Source organism: Flavobacterium sp. 2755 (assembly GCF_031455715.1).
Taxonomy (GTDB): Bacteria; Bacteroidota; Bacteroidia; order Flavobacteriales; family Flavobacteriaceae; genus Flavobacterium.
In genome coordinates this window covers 100,253-119,981 of record NZ_JAVDTG010000003.1, presented here as the reverse complement: position 1 = coordinate 119,981, position 19,729 = coordinate 100,253, and the positions used below count along the sequence as shown (strand labels likewise).

The window sequence follows — 19,729 nt, the reverse complement described above, 5'->3', positions numbered from 1 at the left end:
TTTGTTCTTTTTTAATTAAAGCAGTCCTGCGGCTGTTTCTTCTAATACTTTAGGTTCTGTTTCTTCATCTGGAGAAAGTTCCAGACCTTGTTTGATGATTTTTTTACTGATGTAAATAGAACATAACTGCAATAGTGCGATAATACCAATGGCATATCTTAAAGCAAAATCTTCAGATACAACAAAATACAAGGTTAAGAAAGTTCCGGCGCCTAAAAGTCTTCCAAGGTATAAACCGGCTTCATGATTTAAGATATAAGCAAACTCACCTCTTTTTTCGATTCTGGAAACAATGTCAATTACTTTTAACTGAATAGGAAAGTAGGCTAAATCCATTAAAGGTTTTGCGATAAGCAGCAATAATAAAAAGATTATTACGCCCATTTTGTTAAAAAGAAAACCATTTAAACAAGCACCCAAAGCAAACAGAATTAATCCAACAGAAAAGGTTTTGATTCGGTCTGATGGTTTAGAAAAACGTCCTATAAAATAAATAATAATTGCGGCTAAAACTGCTCCAATAGATTGTGCTTTTCCTAATGCGCCTTCTTCTCCCAATATTTTAAAAATAAGCATGGCGGGAGCGGTAACCAAAAATCCTTGTGCCAAACCTTTGAAGGCTGCCAGCGAAAGCAGTTTGTACCAAAGCGGATGAAATTTGAAAAATATATATTGCTTTTGTGCAGGATTTATAAATTTACCTCTGTAACAAACCATTGAAGCAATAATGGTAATTAAAAAAACAACTGCTGTAATGATTTCATAAGCCTGATGTTTTTGATCTTCTCCTATTTTTGACTGAATAAACAAGCCAATTGCTGCAGGTATTGCAATAGCAATTATGGTATAAATAAAGGTTTCTAATCCGTAATAATAATTTCGATTGTTGTCATTTGTTATGGACAAAGCTAGATAATCGCGATTTGACCAATACAAACCAAAAGAAAGCCCCATAGTAATCCCGGCAACACCAATCCCGATTAAATCGAGAGTTTTTAACGACATCATTATAATCATCGAAACTCCGCTGAGCATCATTCCGATTGAATATAATTTTTTGATATTGATATGTTTCAGCAAAAATCCATTTAATAAAAACGTAAGCGGAATCCCGGTATAAATTGCCAATTGATAGATGACTACTTTTGAGGTATCATTTGAGTTTCGCATAATATAAGCGGCAACAAATATATCGATAACCGGCAGTACTAATGCGTAGACTAAGTTGGTGAAAATAAGAATACGAAAATTATGGGTCTGACTTTTAAAATGATCAATTTCTGATATAAGTTTTTTAAACATTAGCTATTTTTTAAAAGTAAAAGGATTTCTTTAATCGAAAATTGAGCACCGCATACAAATTCATCAGATGCACCATAATACATTGTAAGCGTATCTCCGTCTGGCTCTACAATGTGACCGTTGGTAAATACTACGTTTCCAAAAAATCCGCTTAATTCATATTCTGTCGTAGGAACCATAATAGGCTCAATAGTTCTTGCAATTACTTTTGAAGGATCATTTAAATCCATTAAAAAAGCACCCAGACAATATTGATGATTTTCATTGGCTCCGTGATAAATTTCAAGCCACCCTTTTTCTGTTTTTATTGGGGCAGCTCCGGCACCAACTCTTTTACTGTCCCAAAGTCCTTTTCTTGTTTTTATGATACAGTGGTGATTTCCCCAATGAATACCATCAGGAGAAGAGGCGATCCAGATATAATTACCGCCAATATCGACACTGCTCGGGCGGTGTAAAGCATAAAATAATCCGTTTATTTTTTCTTCAAAAATGGCACAGTCTTTATTATGCGCCGGTAATATCATACCGTGTTTCGTGAAGTTTTTCCAATCGGTTGTAGTGCGCAAACCAACGCCAACACCATTATCTGATACTGAAGTAAAAGTTAAATAGTAAGTTCCTTCGATTTCGGCAACACGGCAGTCTTCTATACCAAATGTTTCAAGCATACCTTCTCCAACAAGTGACGGATAATTTTCGGGTTCGTAGAAATTATGTCCATCTTCGCTGCATAATAAGCGTAAATGAGATAATGTCGTTAAATAATCAACTCCTTTGTAATTGATTACTCTGGCATCTGTCGCTATTAATTCGGGATCATTTTTTGCTATCTCAATAATTTGAATAGAACCGGTTTCAGTCAATATGGGAAAAGAAATGATATTATCCTTTTGTTTCGGTCTTTCGGCAACGCGTACTACCAGCCAGGTTTTATTTTCATATTGAAATACTCCCGGATTTAATAAACAGGTTATTTCTAATCCTTCTCTGCTTGCTGGGATGTCTGCAGGTGATAATAATGGATTATCTGCAAAACGTTTCGCTATATCTTTCATGATTTTTATTTTTTATCGTTTTTAATTACCTCCAGCTTTAGCTGGAGGTTGAAGAATTGATAATAAATTCGGCTTTAGCCAAAATAATTAAGTGTTTTTGGCTAAAGCCTAGTTCTCATTTCCTTTCCAGATCTCCAGCTAAAGCTGGAGGCAATTTAAAAATTGGAAATAGATTTGTCTTAATATCCAGGATTTTGTGTTAAAAGTCCTGCCGATGCATCTACTTCTGCTTGCGGAATTGGATAAAGCATATGCTTGTCTAAGAAAACTTTTCCATGAGCCGTCATTACATCCTTAGCAATTCCCCATCTTTTTAAATCGGGCATTCTTTGATTTTCAAAACCTAATTCGGCTCTTCTTTCAGCAATCAGCCAAGTTTTTACAACCGCTTTATCTCCAGAATTTGGTCTGTCTGGTAATGTGCCAGCAGGAGGAGGAGGACCAACTGAAGTTACCGTAATCGTTTTGCTCGGGTCAGCTGGAAAAGCCGGATCCTGAACTCTAACCGTTACTGTTGTTACAGTATTTCTGGCTCTTGCTCTAATTTGGTTTATAATGTCAATTGCGCCTGAATAATTTCCTGTTTCATTAAGTGCTTCTGCTTTCCAAAGTAAAACGTCGGCATAGCGAATGAAAACTTTATTGTTTGGAGCATCATCATCACCTTTGTTTCCGCCGTCTGTAGTTCCTAAAAGTTTATTAACCCATTGTTCAGGAGCATTTACGGTATATAATTTTCTAGGGTCATTAGGCTCAAACGAAGCTAAAAAATCAGTACTTGGAGCAAAAAATCCCCATCCAAGAGGTGCACAAATTCCGTTACCTTTTCTCGGATCAGCCTGTTTAACATGGTTATAGGAGAAAATCACTTCATTGTCTGCATATTCCTTGTTCATATTAAAGTTATCAAAATAATTCGCATCAAGGCTATAAAAACCTGTTGTTTCTAGTTCTGATACTAAAGTATTTACACCAGCCCAGTCTTTATTATACAGTGCTGTTTTAGCCAAAAGTGCAATAACTGCTCCTTTCGAAACTCTCCATTTTTCTGTACTTGACGAATATTTTAAGTTTGGCAAAAGTCCTTTTGCTGTTTCTAAATCAGTCTTAATTTGGCTCCATACCGTTTCTTTTGGTGCTCTTACGGCTTTATCAAAAGCTTCCTGATATGTTTTTATGGGAGCCAGAATTAATGGCACATCGCCAAAATTTGTTACCAATGAAAAGTAATAGTACGAGCGTAAAAAGTAAGCTTCACCCAGTAATTGGTTTTTTCTTTGGGTTGAAATTCCAGTAAGCGATTCAATCTCCGGATTTAATAGAAAATTCAATGCAATGTTGGTTCTTTTAATACCTTCATAATTGTATTTCCACAATCCGTTTGGACCGCCATTTGTCGAAGTAAAAGTGAAATTATTGATTTCATCCATCCACGATTGATCACCGTCTGGAGACCATTTTTTCTCCATATCATCAGAAGCAATATCATCTATAATAATATCATTTTGAAATACTAAGCCTCCGTTCCAATCCCATTCAGCAAGCTGATTTAATCTGTTGGATAACATATCGTAAGAAGAAGTTACCGAACTTTCTACAGATGCTAATGTTGGTTTAGAATTGGCTTGTTCCTGAGTTTGCGCTCCGATGGGATCTGTAGTAAGTTCATCTTCGCAGCTTGTTAAGGCAAGTGCAATAAGGATTACTGTTATATATTTATATTTCATGATTCGATTATTAAATTTTAAATTTTAGACCTATTAGTATTGTACTAGATTGAGGATAAGTACCCTGATCTATAAAAGAAGTCGATTCTGGATCTAAACCAGTATATTTCGTAAAAGTCAACAAGTTTTGTCCCGATACATACATTCTTAAATACGTATCGCCAATTATTTTAGGATTGAATGTATATCCAATCTCAAGATTTTTTAATCGCAAATAAGAAGCATCTTCTACAAAAACACTTGAAACCTGACTTCCGCCATTGTCATTTAGCGTATTACGAGGAATTGTGTTGCTTGTTCCTTCGCCATTCCATGCGTTTAATACTGAAGTGGTAGAATTAAACGGACGGCTGTCGTAATCTAAAATTTGTTTTAAATCATTGTAACGATCTACACCTGAAACGCCTTGGAAAAGAAATGACATGTCAAATCTTTTATATTCGGCATTAAATGAAAATCCGTAAGTAATTTTCGGGATTGAACTTCCTATAAACGTTCTGTCATTCGCATTAATTTGTCCGTCTCCGTTTAAGTCTTTAAACTTAATATCTCCGGGTTTTGCACCGTTTGAATTGGAGTATAAAGCTGCATCTATTTCTGCCTGATTTTGATAAATTCCATCAAATTTTAATCCGTAATAAGAACTAATTGGCTGTCCAACTACAGTTTTGGTGTGCGTTTTATCATCATTTATTTCAGAAACATATTGCTGTAACTGTTCTACATTATTTTTTAAAGTAGCAATGTTTCCGTTGATTCCGTATTTAAATTCGTGGTCGTTGTTTTGAAAATTAGCTCCAAACTCAAAACCTTTATTCGTTACAACACCGGCATTCACATATGTTTTGTTGATTTGACCAACTGTTGCAGACGGAAGTCCTACGGCTAGTAAAATATCATCGGTTGTTTTATCAAAATAATCGACAGAGAAAGTCAGTTTATTTTCTAATACACCTAAATCAAGACCAAAGTTGGTTTGCGTAGTCGTTTCCCATTTTAGGTCAGGATTACCGTAACGCACCACATTTATGATTCCGCCAGTTTCGGTAACAAGAGTTTCATAAGCATTATTAGGGATTTCCTGATTCCCAGATTGTCCCCAGCTGGCTCTCCATTTTAAGTTAGAAACCCATTTTGCATTTTCCATGAATTTTTCTCTGGACATTACCCATCCTCCGGAAACGGAAGGGAAATAACCCCATTTATTATTAGGTCCAAAACGAGAGGAACCATCGGCTCTTATTGTTCCTGAAGCTAAATATTTATTATCGTATGCATAATTTGCAGAAGCAAAAAAGGAAATAAGATTCCAGCTTTGTGCAGATCCTGAACTGTTTTTATTTACATCGCTTCCGAAATCCAAATAACGGAAAGGATCAGTTGTATTATTATAATTTGTTCTGCTTCCGCCAACTGCAGATTGGTCGTAACTAACTGTTTCTTCTCCTAATAAAGCATTAATACTGTGTTTCTGTGCAAGAGTTTTGGTATAGTTTAAAGTATTGGTAAAGGTAAAAGTGGTAGCTTCGCCTCTGTTTTCGTTTAAGTTTGAAGGTCGGTTTTGTCTGCCTTGTCCCGGATATAATTCATTAGGATCATTGTCATTATCATCTCCAAAATTTTCTCCAAAAGCTTTATTGTGATCGAAAGTGATTTCGGCACCAAAATTACTTCTGAATTTTAATGATTTATCAGCCAGAAAAGCATATTCAGCATAAACATTTCCAAAGGTTTTAAAGGCAGATCTTACATCATCTGTAAAATTCACTATAGCAATAGGATTTGATGTCAGCTCATAATTACGGCTCCATCCACCATTAGGATTGTTGTTTAAATAGAATGGCAAATCAGTATAAGGATCATTTGCTTTATACGTTGGATCGTTTACATCTTTATAAACGCCTAAAACAGAAGGACGTAATAAAGCATGTCTAATTACTCCGGGAGCATCTCCGCTCGAAGACATTTTATCCTGCCTGCTGCTTGTAATCTGAAAGTTTGTACCCACTTTAAGACGTTCTGTAATTTCGGTATTGATATTTGCTCTAAAATTGATACGTCTGTAAGTATCTTTATCACCTACGACAATACCATTTTGTCCAAAATAACCTCCGGAAATTAAGTATTGTGTTTTATCAGTACCTCCGCTGGCAGAAATCTGGAAATTGTCAGTTCTTCCTGCACCAAATAATTCATTTAACCAGTTTGTATTTGATAACGGAATCCCGTTAACTTGTCCGTTAGTTCTATCGGTTTGGTAAGGACTTATTCCATTTGCAGGATTATTGTTAGAATTATGCCAAGCCTGATCCATTACAGTTAAATATTGATCTGCGTTTAGCATTTTCGGAAGATTAGTCGCATAACTAGTTCCGCCAAAATAGTCTACATCAATATTTGCTTTTCCTTTTGCACCGCTTTTGGTGGTAAGAATAACAACCCCGCCTGAAGATCTTGATCCATATATAGCCGTTGCAGCAGCGTCTTTTAATACGGTCATCGATTTTACATCAGACATATTCAGGAATGAAATATCACGAGTCGCTACACCGTCCACAACATACAGTACTTCGTTGTTACCCAATGTGCCTTCGCCTCTAATACGTATTTTAAGTCCGTCGCCGGGAGCACCCGTATTAGCCGAAACTGAAACACCGGCAACTTGCCCTTGTAAAGCCTGGCCAACATCAGCAACTTTTGTTTTAGCTAATTCGCTCATATCTACAGTTGCAACAGCACCTGTTATGGATGATTTTTTTTCACTTGTATATCCTACAATAACAACTTCGTTCAAAGCATTTGAATCTGCTGCCAGCGTAACATTTATTTCTTTTCTGCCAGATACGGCTATTTCCTGAGATTGATATCCTACATAGCTAAAAATCAGGACAGCGTCAGTACCTGCATTAATAATATAATTACCATCAAAATCGGTTATAGCATAGGTTGAGGTTCCTTTTACATTGATATTAGCCTGCGGCATTGGGCCATCAATATCAGAAACTACACCTTTTACGGTTTGAGCATTCATAATGCTTCCCACCATCATTATTCCAAACAGGAATAACTTATAAATATATTTTTTCATCATGATAAGGAAGTGTTAATTGGGTTAGTGTTTTGATTGTTTTTTTTCATGGTTAAAAAGGTTAGAGATATTTGTAAAGTTTTACGATAACGATTGAAATAATTATCGTTTATAAAATTAGCTGGTGCATACAAGAAACAGTGTACACTATTTCTTCAAAAGTGTACACTGGTTGTTATTGTGTTGTTATTTAATGTGTTGTGCTTGTTTTAGCTCTTGCTTTTGTATTTGAGCTGGTAATTTTTGGGCGTAGTATTATAGAGTTTTTTAAACTCGCGGTAAAAATAGGAGCGATTATTAAAGCCGGAACTATAGCAAACCTCTGATACGGTTAAAATATTCTTTCGCAATAATTCTGCAGCGTATTTTAATCTGATGGTTCGAATCAAATCCCCCGGAGTAAAACCAAATATTTGTTTGATTTTTCGATACAATTGTGAATTGCTGATGCCTAGTTCTTTTTCGATAAATAAACTTTGAAGATTTTCATTGTCAATATTACGGCGAATTAGATCAATTACTTTTTTGATGAAGTCTTTTTCGTCATTATTTATGGGCAAAGAAGCCAGATTTTCGATAGGAGTATCTTGCGTAAAATGTCTTGATATTAATTCTTTTTCTTCCAGAAGTTTTTGAACCCTTATCAGTAAATGATCCGGATAAAATGGTTTTGCGATATAGGAATTGGCGCCGCTTTCTATTCCTTCAATTCGATGCAGAACAGAATCTTTTGCGGTTAACATGATAAACGGAATATGACAGGTTTTAAGATCGTTCTTGATTATTTTACAAAAGTCAATACCATCCATAAAAGGCATCATGACATCACTGATAATAAGATCAGGAATTTCATTTTCAATAATTTTTAAAGCTTCTAAACCATTGTATGCTGTGATAAGTTTATATTTTTGATCTAATAAATCATTAATAAGCAGATGAATTTCTTTTTCATCTTCAACAATCAATATCGATTTTCGATCATCTGTAATGTGGCTTAATGAGGAAATTTTATCTGGAGTTTCTTCCTCTTTAACCGGAGTTTCTTCCAGAATATTTTTTAAATGGTTCGAAATTAAAATAGGACTTACGGTACTATCGAGTTCTTTTTCATCAAATGATTCTTTATTACAAGGCAGTAAAACAGTAAAAGTTGTTTCGACATTTTCCTGACTTGAAACCGAAATTTCGCCTCTTAATGCCGTAATTAATTTTTTTACATACGCCAGACCAATACCGGTTCTGAACATGGTATTATCTGCATCTGTATTTAATTTAGCTAAGAAAAACTGATCAAACAATGAATCTGATTCTTCTTTCGAAATCCCTTTTCCTGTATTGGTAATCGTAATATTTAATTTTTCTAAACCAATGTCTTGGATACTAAACTTCAAGGTTATTTTTCCATTTTCAGGCGTATATTTAAAAGCATTCGACATTAGATTAAATACTATTTTTTCGATTTTATCTTTGTCAAACCATCCTAATAAAACTGGCGGAATATCAAGTGAATAACTAATGTTTTTTTCAATTGCCCATTCATCAAACAATTCGGCTATTTGTTCGATTAAATTTACCAAATCAAAATTTTTCACGTTTACTTCGATATGATCAAATTCAGCTTTTCTAAATTCAAGTAATTGCTGCGTTAGAAACAATAAACGCGAAGAATTGCGCTGAATCATGTGTATGAATTTCGTATTTCTTTCGCTGAGGTTGGTTACTTCAGAAAGTTTTTGAATTGGACCAACAATTAAAGTAAGCGGCGTTTGAAATTCATGCGCTATTTCTGTAAAAAAAGTAAGCCTGTTTTCATGTATTTCCATTTCCCTTTTCCTAAATAAAATATTTTGGTTTAAGGATTGACGTTTTTTGTAATAACTCTGAATAAAAAACGCAAAAGCCAATAGGAGCAGGGCATAAATTAAAAAGGCAATGTTCGACTGCCAGTAAACCGGTTTAATGCGTATATCAACAGCCTGAACCGGTTTAGTCCAGACACCATCACTATTGGACCATTTTATCCATAAAGAATAATTTCCTTTAGGAACGTTTGTAAAAGAAATAATTCTTCGATTATCAATAACATTCCAGTCCTTGTCAAAATTCTTTAATTGATAAGCATACTGACATTTTTCGGTATTGATAAAAGTCAGCGCGGTCAATTCAATATCAAAAAAGTTCTGATTATGATTTAAAACAATAGATGGATGAGAAGTAGAATTTGGCGCAATAACCAATCCTTGATAATAGGGCAGCGGCTGATTTTGTCCGCTTATTTTATCAATAAAAAGATCTGGAATTACATTTGACTCTTTTATATTTTGGGGTAAAAAATAATTAAATCCTTTTATACCGCCCATAAATATAAAATCAGATTTTAAATTTTGGTAAAAAGCGCCGTCAGCAAATTCATTGTTTTGAAGTCCTTCGTTTTTAGTATAATTCGTAAAGTTTAATTCCTTGACATTAAAATTAGAAAGACCAAAATTGGTGCTTAACCAGAGATTATTTTTTTTATCACAAACAATTCCGTGAATAGTATTATTAGGAAGACCGTCTTTTACCGTAAAACTTTTAAATACAGGCTTGCCATTTTTTGTTTCCAGTAGATTTAAGCCGAGACTGGTTCCAATCCAAAGCCTATTTTTAGCATCGGTTACCAAACACAAAATATCATTGTTGGATAAACTTTCAGGATCATTTTTATGATTTCTGTAAGCATAAAAACGTTCAGATTTGATATCAAATAAATTTAATCCGCCTAAACGAGTCCCAATCCAGAGTTGATTTTTGTTTTTTGGAATTATCGAAAAGACAATATTACTGCTCAATGCATTGCTTTGGTTATTATTCGCCGCATAGTTTTTAAAATCAGAAACTTTTAGATTATTTCCTAAATGCTCAATTTTAAACCGAAACATCCCATATCCGTTTGTTCCAACCCAGATAAAACCGTTATCATCCTGATAAATAGAATAAACAGATTTAAAGTAAGAACAGGCGTCGCTGTCTATAATTTCTTTCCAGGTAACTAATTTTGATTTTTTCGAATCATAAACGGTAATACCATCGCCATCTGTACCAATAAAAATTAGATCGTTTTGTCCTTTGTGTAAAGAAAAAACGGAATTGTTTATGGCACTGTTACTCTCGTTGTAGTTTTTGTAATCTAATGGTTTTTCGGGATTTAAATAAAAATTTGAAGCGAATTTAAACAAACCTTTTCCTTTTGTACCAATAAGAAATGAATGATCTTCTAATTCTAAAAATGTTCTCACAATGGCACCATCCAATTCTGGAATCTCTGTTTTAGAAACCAAATTAAAAGGTTTTTTAAGCGGGCTTATTTTAAAAATTCCGTCGCCATCCGTTCCTGCCCAAAATATATTTTCGTTTCCCTGAATGAGAACGGTAGTTTTGTTTTTTAAATGTTTTAACCAATCCTTTTTTACCTCAACACCATTTTGATCTAAAACAGCATATCCTGATTTGTCCAGAACGATAAGACCATCAGCAATTTTGCCTATAATTTTTTCAATATGGTTTTTACGGAATGAAAGAATTTCATTGTTTAAAGAATATAAACTGCTGTGTCCGTTTAGTGATACTATAACTATTTTTTGCTTCGATATTTCATCAAATGATTGAATATTTTTTGAAATTAATTTTATTCCTGAAATTGCCTTTTTACCGCTTTTGGCAGTTTCAATAGATAATTTGTAGAGATCATTATTTTCAAATAAAACTAGCAATTCACCTTTTTGTGTAAACTGCATTTTTTTTACCGCTTTTTTAGGGAGATTTTTTGAATTTAATAATTGAAAACTATCATTTTCAAAATAGCCAATTCCCCAGTTTTTTGCAGCACAAAAAACTCTTTTAGAAGAGTCGAGCGCCATGTTAAACTCAGATTCAGATAAGGGTGAGATATCTTTTCTTGAGAAATAATATCGATGGAAAGCGCCCGTTTTTTTATCAAACCGATTGATGCCGTGTATCGTAACAATCCAGATATTTCCATTACTGTCTTCGTCTATTTTTAAAATAACCTGATTGCTTAGACTGTTTTCATTATTAGCTTCTGGTCTGTAAATTTTAAAATTACTGCCATCATAACGATTTAAACCATCCCAGGTTCCTATCCAGAGTAAATTGTCAGAATCCTGAAAAATAGCATTAATTGAACTATTAGAGAGTCCTTTATTATTATCCAACTGCTCAGACGAATACTCTACATCAATTGTTTTAGAGTTTTGATTATGGATATGTAATGGAGTAGTTTTTAAAAACGGACTCTTTTGAGTATTGTTTATAGAAATGTTTTTCTCTTTATTGTCACATGAAAAGAAAATCATTAAGACAAAATATAAGAGAATAGCTTTAATCTTCACTGTACTTTGTTTTAATAGCTTCACCCGGCATAGTCATCTTTCTTAGCATATTGGTTTATTCAAAATGGTTAAATAGTTCCTCGTGATGTAAATCTTAATTTAAAGAAAGTGTTTCACGATGCTTAAAGATATAGGAATCTACAATGATACGCTATGATTTTTGTCACATTTTTTGTCTTTCACTAATAAAGAGCTTGTGTTTTAAAATCAGAAAATAAAAAAAGCTGATACTTTTTTAGTATCAGCTTTACTTTTTTATACTTTCTTGACCTTTTTGAGGGCTTCGACATAATACTCGTTTACCCTTTCCCAGTTTATATGTTCATAGAAAGCGTCAATATAACTTCCTTTTCGGTTTTGATAATCCAGATAATAAGCATGTTCCCATAAATCAATACCTAAAATTGGCGTTCCGGGAATTAATGCATTTTTCATTAACGGGTTATCCTGATCTTCTGTAGTTGTAATTTGTAACTTTCCGTATCGGTCAACAACCAGCCAAACCCAGCCAGAACCAAATTGTTTCTCAGCCTGACCTTTAAATTGATTGGTAAGATTATTAAAAGATCCAAATTCTTTATTAATTGAACTCGCAAGAGTATCTTTTGGAGTCTGTTGTTTTGGAGTTAAAATATTAAAATAAAGTGTATGATTGTAATATCCGCCCGCATTTTGACGAAGCTTAGCGTTATTAAGATCCATCTTTTTTAAAATATCCTCAATAGGCATATTTTCAAATTCAGTAGATACAATCTCTTTATTAAAATTGTTAGTATACGATAAATAGTGCTTAGAATAATGCGTTTCTAAAGTTAAGGAACGTAACGCAGGACTTAATCCGTCATAAGCAAATGGCAGTTTTGTAAGTTCAAAAGAACCCGGGTCTGCTTTTACATCATTTGGAGAACCAATCGTTATTTTTTCTTCTTTAGTAGGCAGCGGAACTTCTACAACTTCGGTTAGCTTATTGCTATCATTACAAGAAAATAATAGAAAAAATGAAGCTAAAATGCTGAAACGAACAATGTTATTCTTCATAATATTAATTTTATTTTGATGATAGTGAATTAATGATTTCGATGTAACACTCTTTAGCTTCATCAATCGATAAATGACTAATCTGCATCCAGGCATTCGTTTTAAAAGCATTTCGTAAATCAAAATTCTCAGACTGATTGTAAACAGCGGTTCCAAAAGTAGCCTGTTTGTAAAACGCATAAAGTCTTAGCTGCACATCTTGCGGCAGCGAGGCCTGAGTCATTTTCAATGCAGTTTCTACAGCCTCGTTAAAGCGTGTATCTAAATCTTTTTCTGCCATTTACGCTTTTGTAGCAATAATAGTTTTTCCTCCAATTGCTTTTTGGTCTAGAACCACATTAATTGGTGTACCTAAAGGTAAAAATAAATCTACTCTCGATCCAAATTTAATAAACCCGGCATCAGTTCCCTGAATAACCTGCATTCCTTCCTGAGCGTAGTTTACAATTCTACGTGCCAAAGCACCGGCAATTTGTCTGTAAAGAATGGCACCAAAAGTATCATTTTCGATTACTACAGTTGTTCTTTCATTTTCCTCGCTGGCTTTTGGATGCCAAGCAACTAAAAATTTCCCAGGGTGATATTTACTAAATTTTATAATTCCGTCCATCGCATAACGAGTAACGTGAACATTTATAGGTGACATGAAAATAGAAACCTGTAAGCGTTTATCTTTAAAGTATTCACCTTCGTAAACTTCTTCAATAACCACAACTTTTCCATCAACCGGAGCAAGTATGTGATCGCTGTTTCTAACAGCAATTCTTTTAGGATTTCTAAAAAACTGTAAAATAATGATCAAAATCAATAATGCTGCTATTTGAACTAGCATTCTTAGCCAATTGATATCAATAAATTTTTCAGCTATTAAAATCACAACAACAGTAAAAACTGTACCTAACAAAATGGATGGGGCTCCTTCTTTATGAAACATAATATAAAATTTGATAAAATAAAAATATAATTGGTGCTACAAATATAACACTATCTAGTCGATCTAAGATACCTCCGTGTCCCGGCATAATCGAACCGCTGTCTTTAATACCGGCAATTCGTTTAAATTTTGATTCGATCAAATCACCGATCGTTCCAAAAACACTCACAATTAAAGCAATAATAGTCCATATAAGGATAGATTTACTGCTAAAAGCCGGATTAGGCTGTATGTATAATTTTGAAATTAAGAACCCTGCAAAAGCCGCAAAAACCATTCCGCCAAGAAATCCTTCAATTGTTTTTTTAGGAGAAACACGCTCAAATAATTTATGTTTTCCCATTGATTTTCCAACCAAATAGGCAAAAGTGTCATTGGTCCAGATTAATACAAACAAGCCTATGATAATCTTTGGGTTATAATCATTTGTTCCAAAGGAAATTTTTACGATAAAAAGGAAAGGAAGTGTAATATATCCTAACAGATATAAATATTTTGATGAAATACTTATTTTTTGAACAGAGTCATAAAATAAAAAGATAATACACTTAATAGATACCACTAGTGTAATGGCTAAAAGTACAAGATCTAATTGCTGAATATTAGTTTCTAAATCAAGGTTTGATTTAAAATTAGTATTTAAATAAGCTGAAGTTTGTTTATTGTAATGGCTAATTAATATTATGATGGAATAAAGTAAAGTTCCAAATAAAATCGAAAAGACTTTATTAAGATTTACAATATTTGAAAATTCATAAATGGTAATAATTAGGAAAATTCCAAAGAGAATGATAAAGCTTTCGGTAGAAAACAAGATTGAAGTTAACAACAGAGCGATATAAACAGCACCAGAAATGGTTCTTTTAAGCGTTTCGTTCATCTTAAAGATCTTCTAAGAGCAATAAATAAAGATTCTTGGCAACACTTCCGTATTGGGTAAAATCTTCTTCTTTTGCTTTTTCGAAATATTTTATTGTAGTGATATTTGTTGGGATGTCTCGATCGTATTTACGCTTAATGGCACTTAAACCATCACTTTTCATTGGGAGAATCTGACTAGTTGTTGCAAGAATTACAATATTTGCTGGTAACTCGTTTGGTTTATTTTGTCTAATTTGCTTTGAAGAGAAAAGAATAGAACCTTCATCTGCAATTAGATTTTCGCAGCTTGCTAATAAAAATTTTGGTTTAGATGGGGCAATATAAAATAATTTGTTTTCGTCTAATAAATGAAAAAGAGCCGGTTCGTAGCATAATACTTCACTTTCAAACCAATCGTTTTCTTCTAAAATATTTTCGAATTGTTCTGCAGCTTCCTGATTGTTTTCACAATACAAAAATTTACCGCCATTTTTCTTAAAGTTAAAGATGAATTGTTCGTCTAAAGACAAATGACTATTTGGAGCAGGAGTTCCTGCGTACTCACTTTCGTGTTCTTCGTCAGAAGCAGATTCGCTGGAACCAAATATTTTTTTGAAAAAATTCATTTTTTATATGAAATACTTTACATGTTAATTGAAAACGTTCAAAGATAAAAAAATCTTAATTCAAAAGGGTATTTTGAATTAAGATTTTAAAAAATATTGTGTATTTAATGAATAATTTACGAAACGACTTCTTCTAAATTTTTATCAAAAGTACGTTTTCCGAAAATTGCTTCTAAGTCATCTTTAAAAATAACTTCTTTTTCAATTAGTATATCGGCAAGCTGATTTAACTTGTCTTTGTTTTCTTGTAAAATTTCAATCGCTCTTTGGTATTGACCTTCAATTAATTCTGAAATTTCTTTGTCAATAACTTTAGCTGTCTCATCAGAATATGGTTTTGAGAAGTTGTACTCACTTTGTCCTGATGAATCGTAATAAGTAACATTTCCAATTTTATCATTCAAACCATAAATCGTTACCATTGCACGAGCCTGACGTGTTACTTTTTCCAAATCGCTTAATGCGCCAGTCGAAATTCTGTCAAAAGTTACCTTTTCAGCAGCTCTTCCTCCCATAGTAGCACACATTTCGTCAAGCATTTGGTCTGTTCTTACGATTTGTCTCTCTTCTGGCAAGTACCATGCAGCACCTAAACTTTGTCCGCGGGGAACAATAGTTACTTTAATAAGCGGGGCAGCATGTTCCAGCATCCAGCTTACCGTTGCGTGACCAGCTTCGTGAATTGCAATTGCTCTTTTCTCTTCTGGAGTAATAATTTTATTTTTCTTTTCAAGACCTCCAATAATTCTGTCAACAGCATCAAGGAAATCTTGTCTGTCAACTGCAGGTTTGTTGTTACGCGCAGCAATTAAGGCAGCTTCGTTACAAACGTTAGCAATATCAGCACCAGAGAATCCCGGAGTTTGTTTTGCTAAGAAATCAAGATCTAAACCTTCAACTTTTTTGATAGGAGCTAAGTGAACTTTAAAAATTTCAGCTCTTTCGCGAATGTCCGGTAAGTCAACAAAAATTTGTCTGTCAAAACGTCCTGCACGCATTAAAGCTTTATCAAGAACATCAGCTCTGTTTGTTGCAGCTAAAACAATTACATTAGAGTTAGTACCAAAACCATCCATTTCTGTCAATAACTGGTTCAAAGTATTTTCTCTTTCGTCGTTTCCGCCAGACATATTGCTTTTTCCACGGGCTCTACCTACAGCATCAATTTCATCGATGAAGATAATAGCCGGAGATTTTTCTTTTGCTTGTTTAAACAAATCACGTACACGAGATGCACCAACTCCAACAAACATTTCAACGAAATCAGAACCTGATAAAGAGAAAAATGGAACCTGTGCTTCACCTGCAACGGCTTTTGCTAATAATGTTTTACCAGTTCCAGGAGGTCCTACAAGTAAAGCTCCTTTAGGGATTTTACCTCCAAGATTTGTATATTTTTCAGGGTTTTTAAGGAATTCTACAATTTCTTGTATTTCTTCTTTTGCACCTTCTAAACCTGCAACATCTTTAAATGTAGTTTTGATATCTGTTTTTTCATCAAAAAGTTTAGCTTTAGATTTTCCAATATTAAAAATCTGTCCGCCTCCGCCAGCGCCTCCGCCAGACATTTTACGCATAATGAAAATCCATACACCAATAATGATGATAATAGGAAGTAAGCTGATTAAAATATCGCTCCAGTTATTTTTTTGAAGGAAATTGAAATCTTTTAGTTTGCCTTCGCCAACAGCTTTTTCAAGTTTAGTTTGAAAGATTTGGTCGTTACCAATCTCTAAAGTATAGTGCGGCCCTTTGTTAGGGTTTTTAAAAATATCTTTAGATACTTTTTCATTTGCCGGATCTTTAAGAGCAGCGGCAGTCAGGTATACTTCAGCTTCGGCTTTATTGTAAACGATCACTTTTTCAATTTGGCCTTTTTCTAATAAAGTATTGAATTTAGAAGAGGTTAATTGTGCAGGTTCGCTTAAGTTAGATCCACCGGTTGCAAAACTTATAAATAAAAAAACTAGAAGTATTGCGGTATATATTAACCAGGGACTTATTTTAAATTTACTCGGATTTGGATTATTATCTTTAGCCATTTAGAAAAATTTTTCTTTTAGTATTTGTTTTCGATTGTAGTTATTTTGGCGTCACCCCAAAGGCTTTCGATATTATAGTATTCACGAATGTGTTTTTGGAAAACATGTACCACGATATGCACATAATCCATAAGGACCCATTCTGCGTTATCGGTTCCTTCTACGTGCCAGGGTTTGTCTTTTAAGTCTTTTGAAACTGTTTTTTGAATTGAGTTTACAATGGCGTTAACTTGGGTATTTGAGCTACCGTTGCAAATGACAAAATAGTCACAAACTGCTGTGTCTATATCTCTTAAGTCAAGAATATCGATATCATTTCCTTTTACTTCCTCAATCCCTTTGATTATGTTCGCCAATAGAACATCATTATTAATAGTCTTTTTCGCCATGAATTATTTTATATGAATTTGTAAAGTTACCAAATTTTGTGATTATTTTTGAACCTTAACAAAATATTAAATTAAGATATTTAAATTATTTAATGAAACTAATCAAACTCGATGCCATAGATTCCACAAATGATTTCTTAAAATCATTGTCAAGTCAGGATGAACTGGAGAATTTTACGGTGGTAACGGCTGAAAATCAGACAAAAGGCAAGGGGCAAATGGGGGCAAAGTGGAGCTCTGAAACGGGTAAAAACTTAATTATGAGCGTCTTGGTAAAAGATTTTCTGTTTGATAATGAGCAGGTTTTCAATTTGAGTATTGTGGTTTCTTTAGCCGTTTTAGACGCCTTGAAATCGTTAAATATTCCTGATTTATGCATAAAATGGCCTAACGACATAATGTCATACAATAAAAAAATTGGTGGCATATTGATAGAAAATACTCTAAAAAGCGATGGCAGGATCGTGTCAGTTGTCGGAATTGGAATAAATGTCAATCAAACCAATTATGAGGATCTGCCTCGCGGTTCTTCTTTGGCAGTCATCTCCGGAAAAACTTTTGATAAAAACAATTTAACAGTTTTAATTACCGATAAAATCGAAGAGAAAACCGAATTATGGAAAACGAAATCATCTGTTTTCTGGGAAGATTATTTTAATTCGCTGTTCAAAAAAGGAATTCCAATGCCTTTTAAAAACCTTCAGGATAAAAACTTTATGGGAATTATTCAGGGCGTTTCCCCAATTGGAAAATTGCAGGTTTTATTAGAAGATGATTCTGTTTCTGAATTTGAAATAAAAGAGATTCAGATGCTTTATTGAGAGAGTTGCTAAGGTTCTGAGATTCTAAGGTTTTTTTGCCACGAAGGCACAAAGACACAAAGGATTTTTAAGTATATTTCAAAAAAACTTCGCGTCTTTGTGCCTTCGTGGCAACAAAAAAAAGCCCAATCTATTAGATCAGGCTTTTCATTTATAATTTACAATTCACAATTATAATTTGTTCATATTGTTTGCTAAAGTTTCAATAAACTTACTGATTGGGCCTTTAACCATCATTGCCATCATAGCATTGAATTCACCTTCAAAAAACAATTGTACAGCACTTTCTGAATCAGAAATAGAGTCAATATTTGAAGTTAAAGTAAACGGAAGTTTATCACTTGCCGCACCCAAAACAATTTTGTTTGGCGCCACTTTATCTTTCATTTTTAATTTGATTTCCGGCATACCTTTCAATCCAAAAATAAAAGCATCTTCGCCAATTACTTCAAATTTAGCGATATTATCCGGCATTAATTTTTCAAAATTCTTAACATCAGTCAGTTGATCGAATAAATCCTGAGCTGATTTCTGAACGGTAACTTTTGGACTTTCTAAGTTCATATAATATTTTGTTTTTTTTATTTCTATTTAACGCAAAGACCGCAAAGTTTTTTTTCTAAGCTTTGACTTAAATATTAAGCAAAGTTCGCAAAGCTGAGTTTAATAATAAATTTCAATTTTTAAATCCCAAAAAAGAGCGCAGCGATTTTTAAAATCTAAAATCTAAAATCTAAAATCTAAAATCTAAAATCTAAAATCTAAAATCTAAAATCTAAAATCTAAAATCTAAAATCTAAAATTACTCTTGTCCCCAAGTCGATGGGCTAACGCTCCATTCTTGAAGTGTAGATTGTTGGTCTTCTGTTATATATTGTTTTTGAACCGCTAAATCTAAAAGATTTTCGTAGTTGCTTAAAGTAAATAAGTCAACATTGGCATTTTTAAAATTTTCTTCGGCAACATTAAATCCGTAAGTAAAAATCGCAGCCATTCCTTTAATATTAGCACCTTCATTGCGTAAAGCTTCAACGGCAAGCAAACTGCTGTTTCCTGTACTGATTAAATCTTCAACAACAACAACATTTTGTCCTTTTTGAAAAAAACCTTCAACTTGGTTTTGTCTACCATGTTTTTTTGGCTCCGGACGAACATATACAAACGGAAGGCCAAGACTTTCGGCAACTAAAATTCCAATTCCAATGGCTCCAGTAGCAACACCGGCAATCACATCAGGCTTTCCAAATTGTTTTTCGATATTCTTTGCAAACTCATCACGAACATAGTTTCTAATGCTCGGAAATGAAAGAATTAACCTGTTATCACAATAAATAGGAGATTTCCAACCAGAAGCCCATGTAAAAGGATTTTCGGGATTCAATTTAATTGCATTTATTTGCAAAAGCAATTCGGCTGTTTTTTCGGCAGTATCTTTATTAAAAATCATAGTAC

General features: G+C 33.6%; 15 protein-coding genes. 1 reads left to right on the top strand and 14 read right to left on the bottom strand.

Annotation, left to right across the window (positions count from 1 at the left end):
• Positions 1-15 precede the first annotated feature (15 nt).
• From J2Y38_RS07800 to rsfS, 12 genes are all read right to left on the bottom strand, one after another.
• Entirely contained in the window at positions 16-1,302 is a 1,287-nt protein-coding gene (locus J2Y38_RS07800) for an MFS transporter (RefSeq protein ID WP_309841061.1), read from the bottom strand.
• Positions 1,302-2,360: a glycoside hydrolase family 130 protein gene (locus tag J2Y38_RS07795; RefSeq protein WP_309841060.1), complete on the bottom strand. Its 1,059-nt coding sequence runs from the start codon at positions 2,358-2,360 to the stop codon at positions 1,302-1,304. Before J2Y38_RS07795 ends, J2Y38_RS07800 begins: the two co-directional genes overlap by 1 nt.
• 179 nt (positions 2,361-2,539) lie before the next feature.
• Positions 2,540-4,087 (bottom strand): RagB/SusD family nutrient uptake outer membrane protein, encoded by a 1,548-nt coding sequence (locus tag J2Y38_RS07790; protein ID WP_309841059.1) that lies wholly within the window; start codon positions 4,085-4,087, stop codon positions 2,540-2,542.
• A 10-nt stretch (positions 4,088-4,097) separates the two neighbouring features.
• Positions 4,098-7,178, bottom strand: a complete 3,081-nt coding sequence (locus J2Y38_RS07785; RefSeq protein WP_309841057.1) for a TonB-dependent receptor — start codon at positions 7,176-7,178, stop codon at positions 4,098-4,100.
• A gap of 206 nt (positions 7,179-7,384) precedes the next feature.
• The gene (locus J2Y38_RS07780; protein WP_309841056.1) at positions 7,385-11,530 is read right to left on the bottom strand and encodes a two-component regulator propeller domain-containing protein; all 4,146 of its coding nucleotides are present in this window, start codon (positions 11,528-11,530) and stop codon (positions 7,385-7,387) included.
• Between the two features lie 291 nt (positions 11,531-11,821).
• Positions 11,822-12,604 (bottom strand): superoxide dismutase, encoded by a 783-nt coding sequence (locus tag J2Y38_RS07775; RefSeq protein WP_309841054.1) that lies wholly within the window; start codon positions 12,602-12,604, stop codon positions 11,822-11,824.
• A 10-nt stretch (positions 12,605-12,614) separates the two neighbouring features.
• Positions 12,615-12,884 (bottom strand): acyl-CoA-binding protein, encoded by a 270-nt coding sequence (locus J2Y38_RS07770; RefSeq protein ID WP_309841053.1) that lies wholly within the window; start codon positions 12,882-12,884, stop codon positions 12,615-12,617.
• A complete protein-coding gene (locus J2Y38_RS07765) occupies positions 12,885-13,538 on the bottom strand; it encodes a phosphatidylserine decarboxylase family protein (protein ID WP_309841051.1) in 654 nt (217 codons plus the stop codon). It abuts the gene before it with no gap.
• A complete protein-coding gene (locus tag J2Y38_RS07760) occupies positions 13,528-14,418 on the bottom strand; it encodes a phosphatidate cytidylyltransferase (protein ID WP_309841050.1) in 891 nt (296 codons plus the stop codon). Before J2Y38_RS07760 ends, J2Y38_RS07765 begins: the two co-directional genes overlap by 11 nt.
• Position 14,419: 1 nt before the next feature.
• Positions 14,420-15,025 carry a lactate utilization protein B/C gene (locus J2Y38_RS07755; RefSeq protein WP_053473541.1) on the bottom strand — a complete coding sequence of 202 codons (606 nt, stop codon included), beginning with the start codon at positions 15,023-15,025 and terminating at the stop codon, positions 14,420-14,422.
• Between the two features lie 116 nt (positions 15,026-15,141).
• The gene (gene ftsH / locus J2Y38_RS07750) at positions 15,142-17,067 is read right to left on the bottom strand and encodes an ATP-dependent zinc metalloprotease FtsH (protein WP_309841048.1); all 1,926 of its coding nucleotides are present in this window, start codon (positions 17,065-17,067) and stop codon (positions 15,142-15,144) included.
• Between the two features lie 17 nt (positions 17,068-17,084).
• Positions 17,085-17,456 (bottom strand): ribosome silencing factor, encoded by a 372-nt coding sequence (gene rsfS, locus J2Y38_RS07745; protein WP_012024667.1) that lies wholly within the window; start codon positions 17,454-17,456, stop codon positions 17,085-17,087.
• Between the two features lie 92 nt (positions 17,457-17,548).
• Between rsfS and J2Y38_RS07740 the strand changes: the two genes are divergently transcribed.
• The gene (locus J2Y38_RS07740) at positions 17,549-18,277 is read left to right on the top strand and encodes a biotin--[acetyl-CoA-carboxylase] ligase (protein WP_309841042.1); all 729 of its coding nucleotides are present in this window, start codon (positions 17,549-17,551) and stop codon (positions 18,275-18,277) included.
• 171 nt (positions 18,278-18,448) lie between these two features.
• On the opposite strand, the gene J2Y38_RS07735 is transcribed toward J2Y38_RS07740, so the two are convergent.
• Both J2Y38_RS07735 and pyrE read right to left on the bottom strand, forming a co-directional pair.
• Positions 18,449-18,841, bottom strand: a complete 393-nt coding sequence (locus J2Y38_RS07735; protein ID WP_309841040.1) for an SRPBCC family protein — start codon at positions 18,839-18,841, stop codon at positions 18,449-18,451.
• A gap of 238 nt (positions 18,842-19,079) precedes the next feature.
• On the bottom strand, positions 19,080-19,724 hold the full coding sequence (gene pyrE / locus J2Y38_RS07730) for an orotate phosphoribosyltransferase (protein ID WP_053473537.1): 645 nt from the start codon (positions 19,722-19,724) through the stop codon (positions 19,080-19,082).
• Between the last annotated feature and the right edge of the window lie 5 nt (positions 19,725-19,729).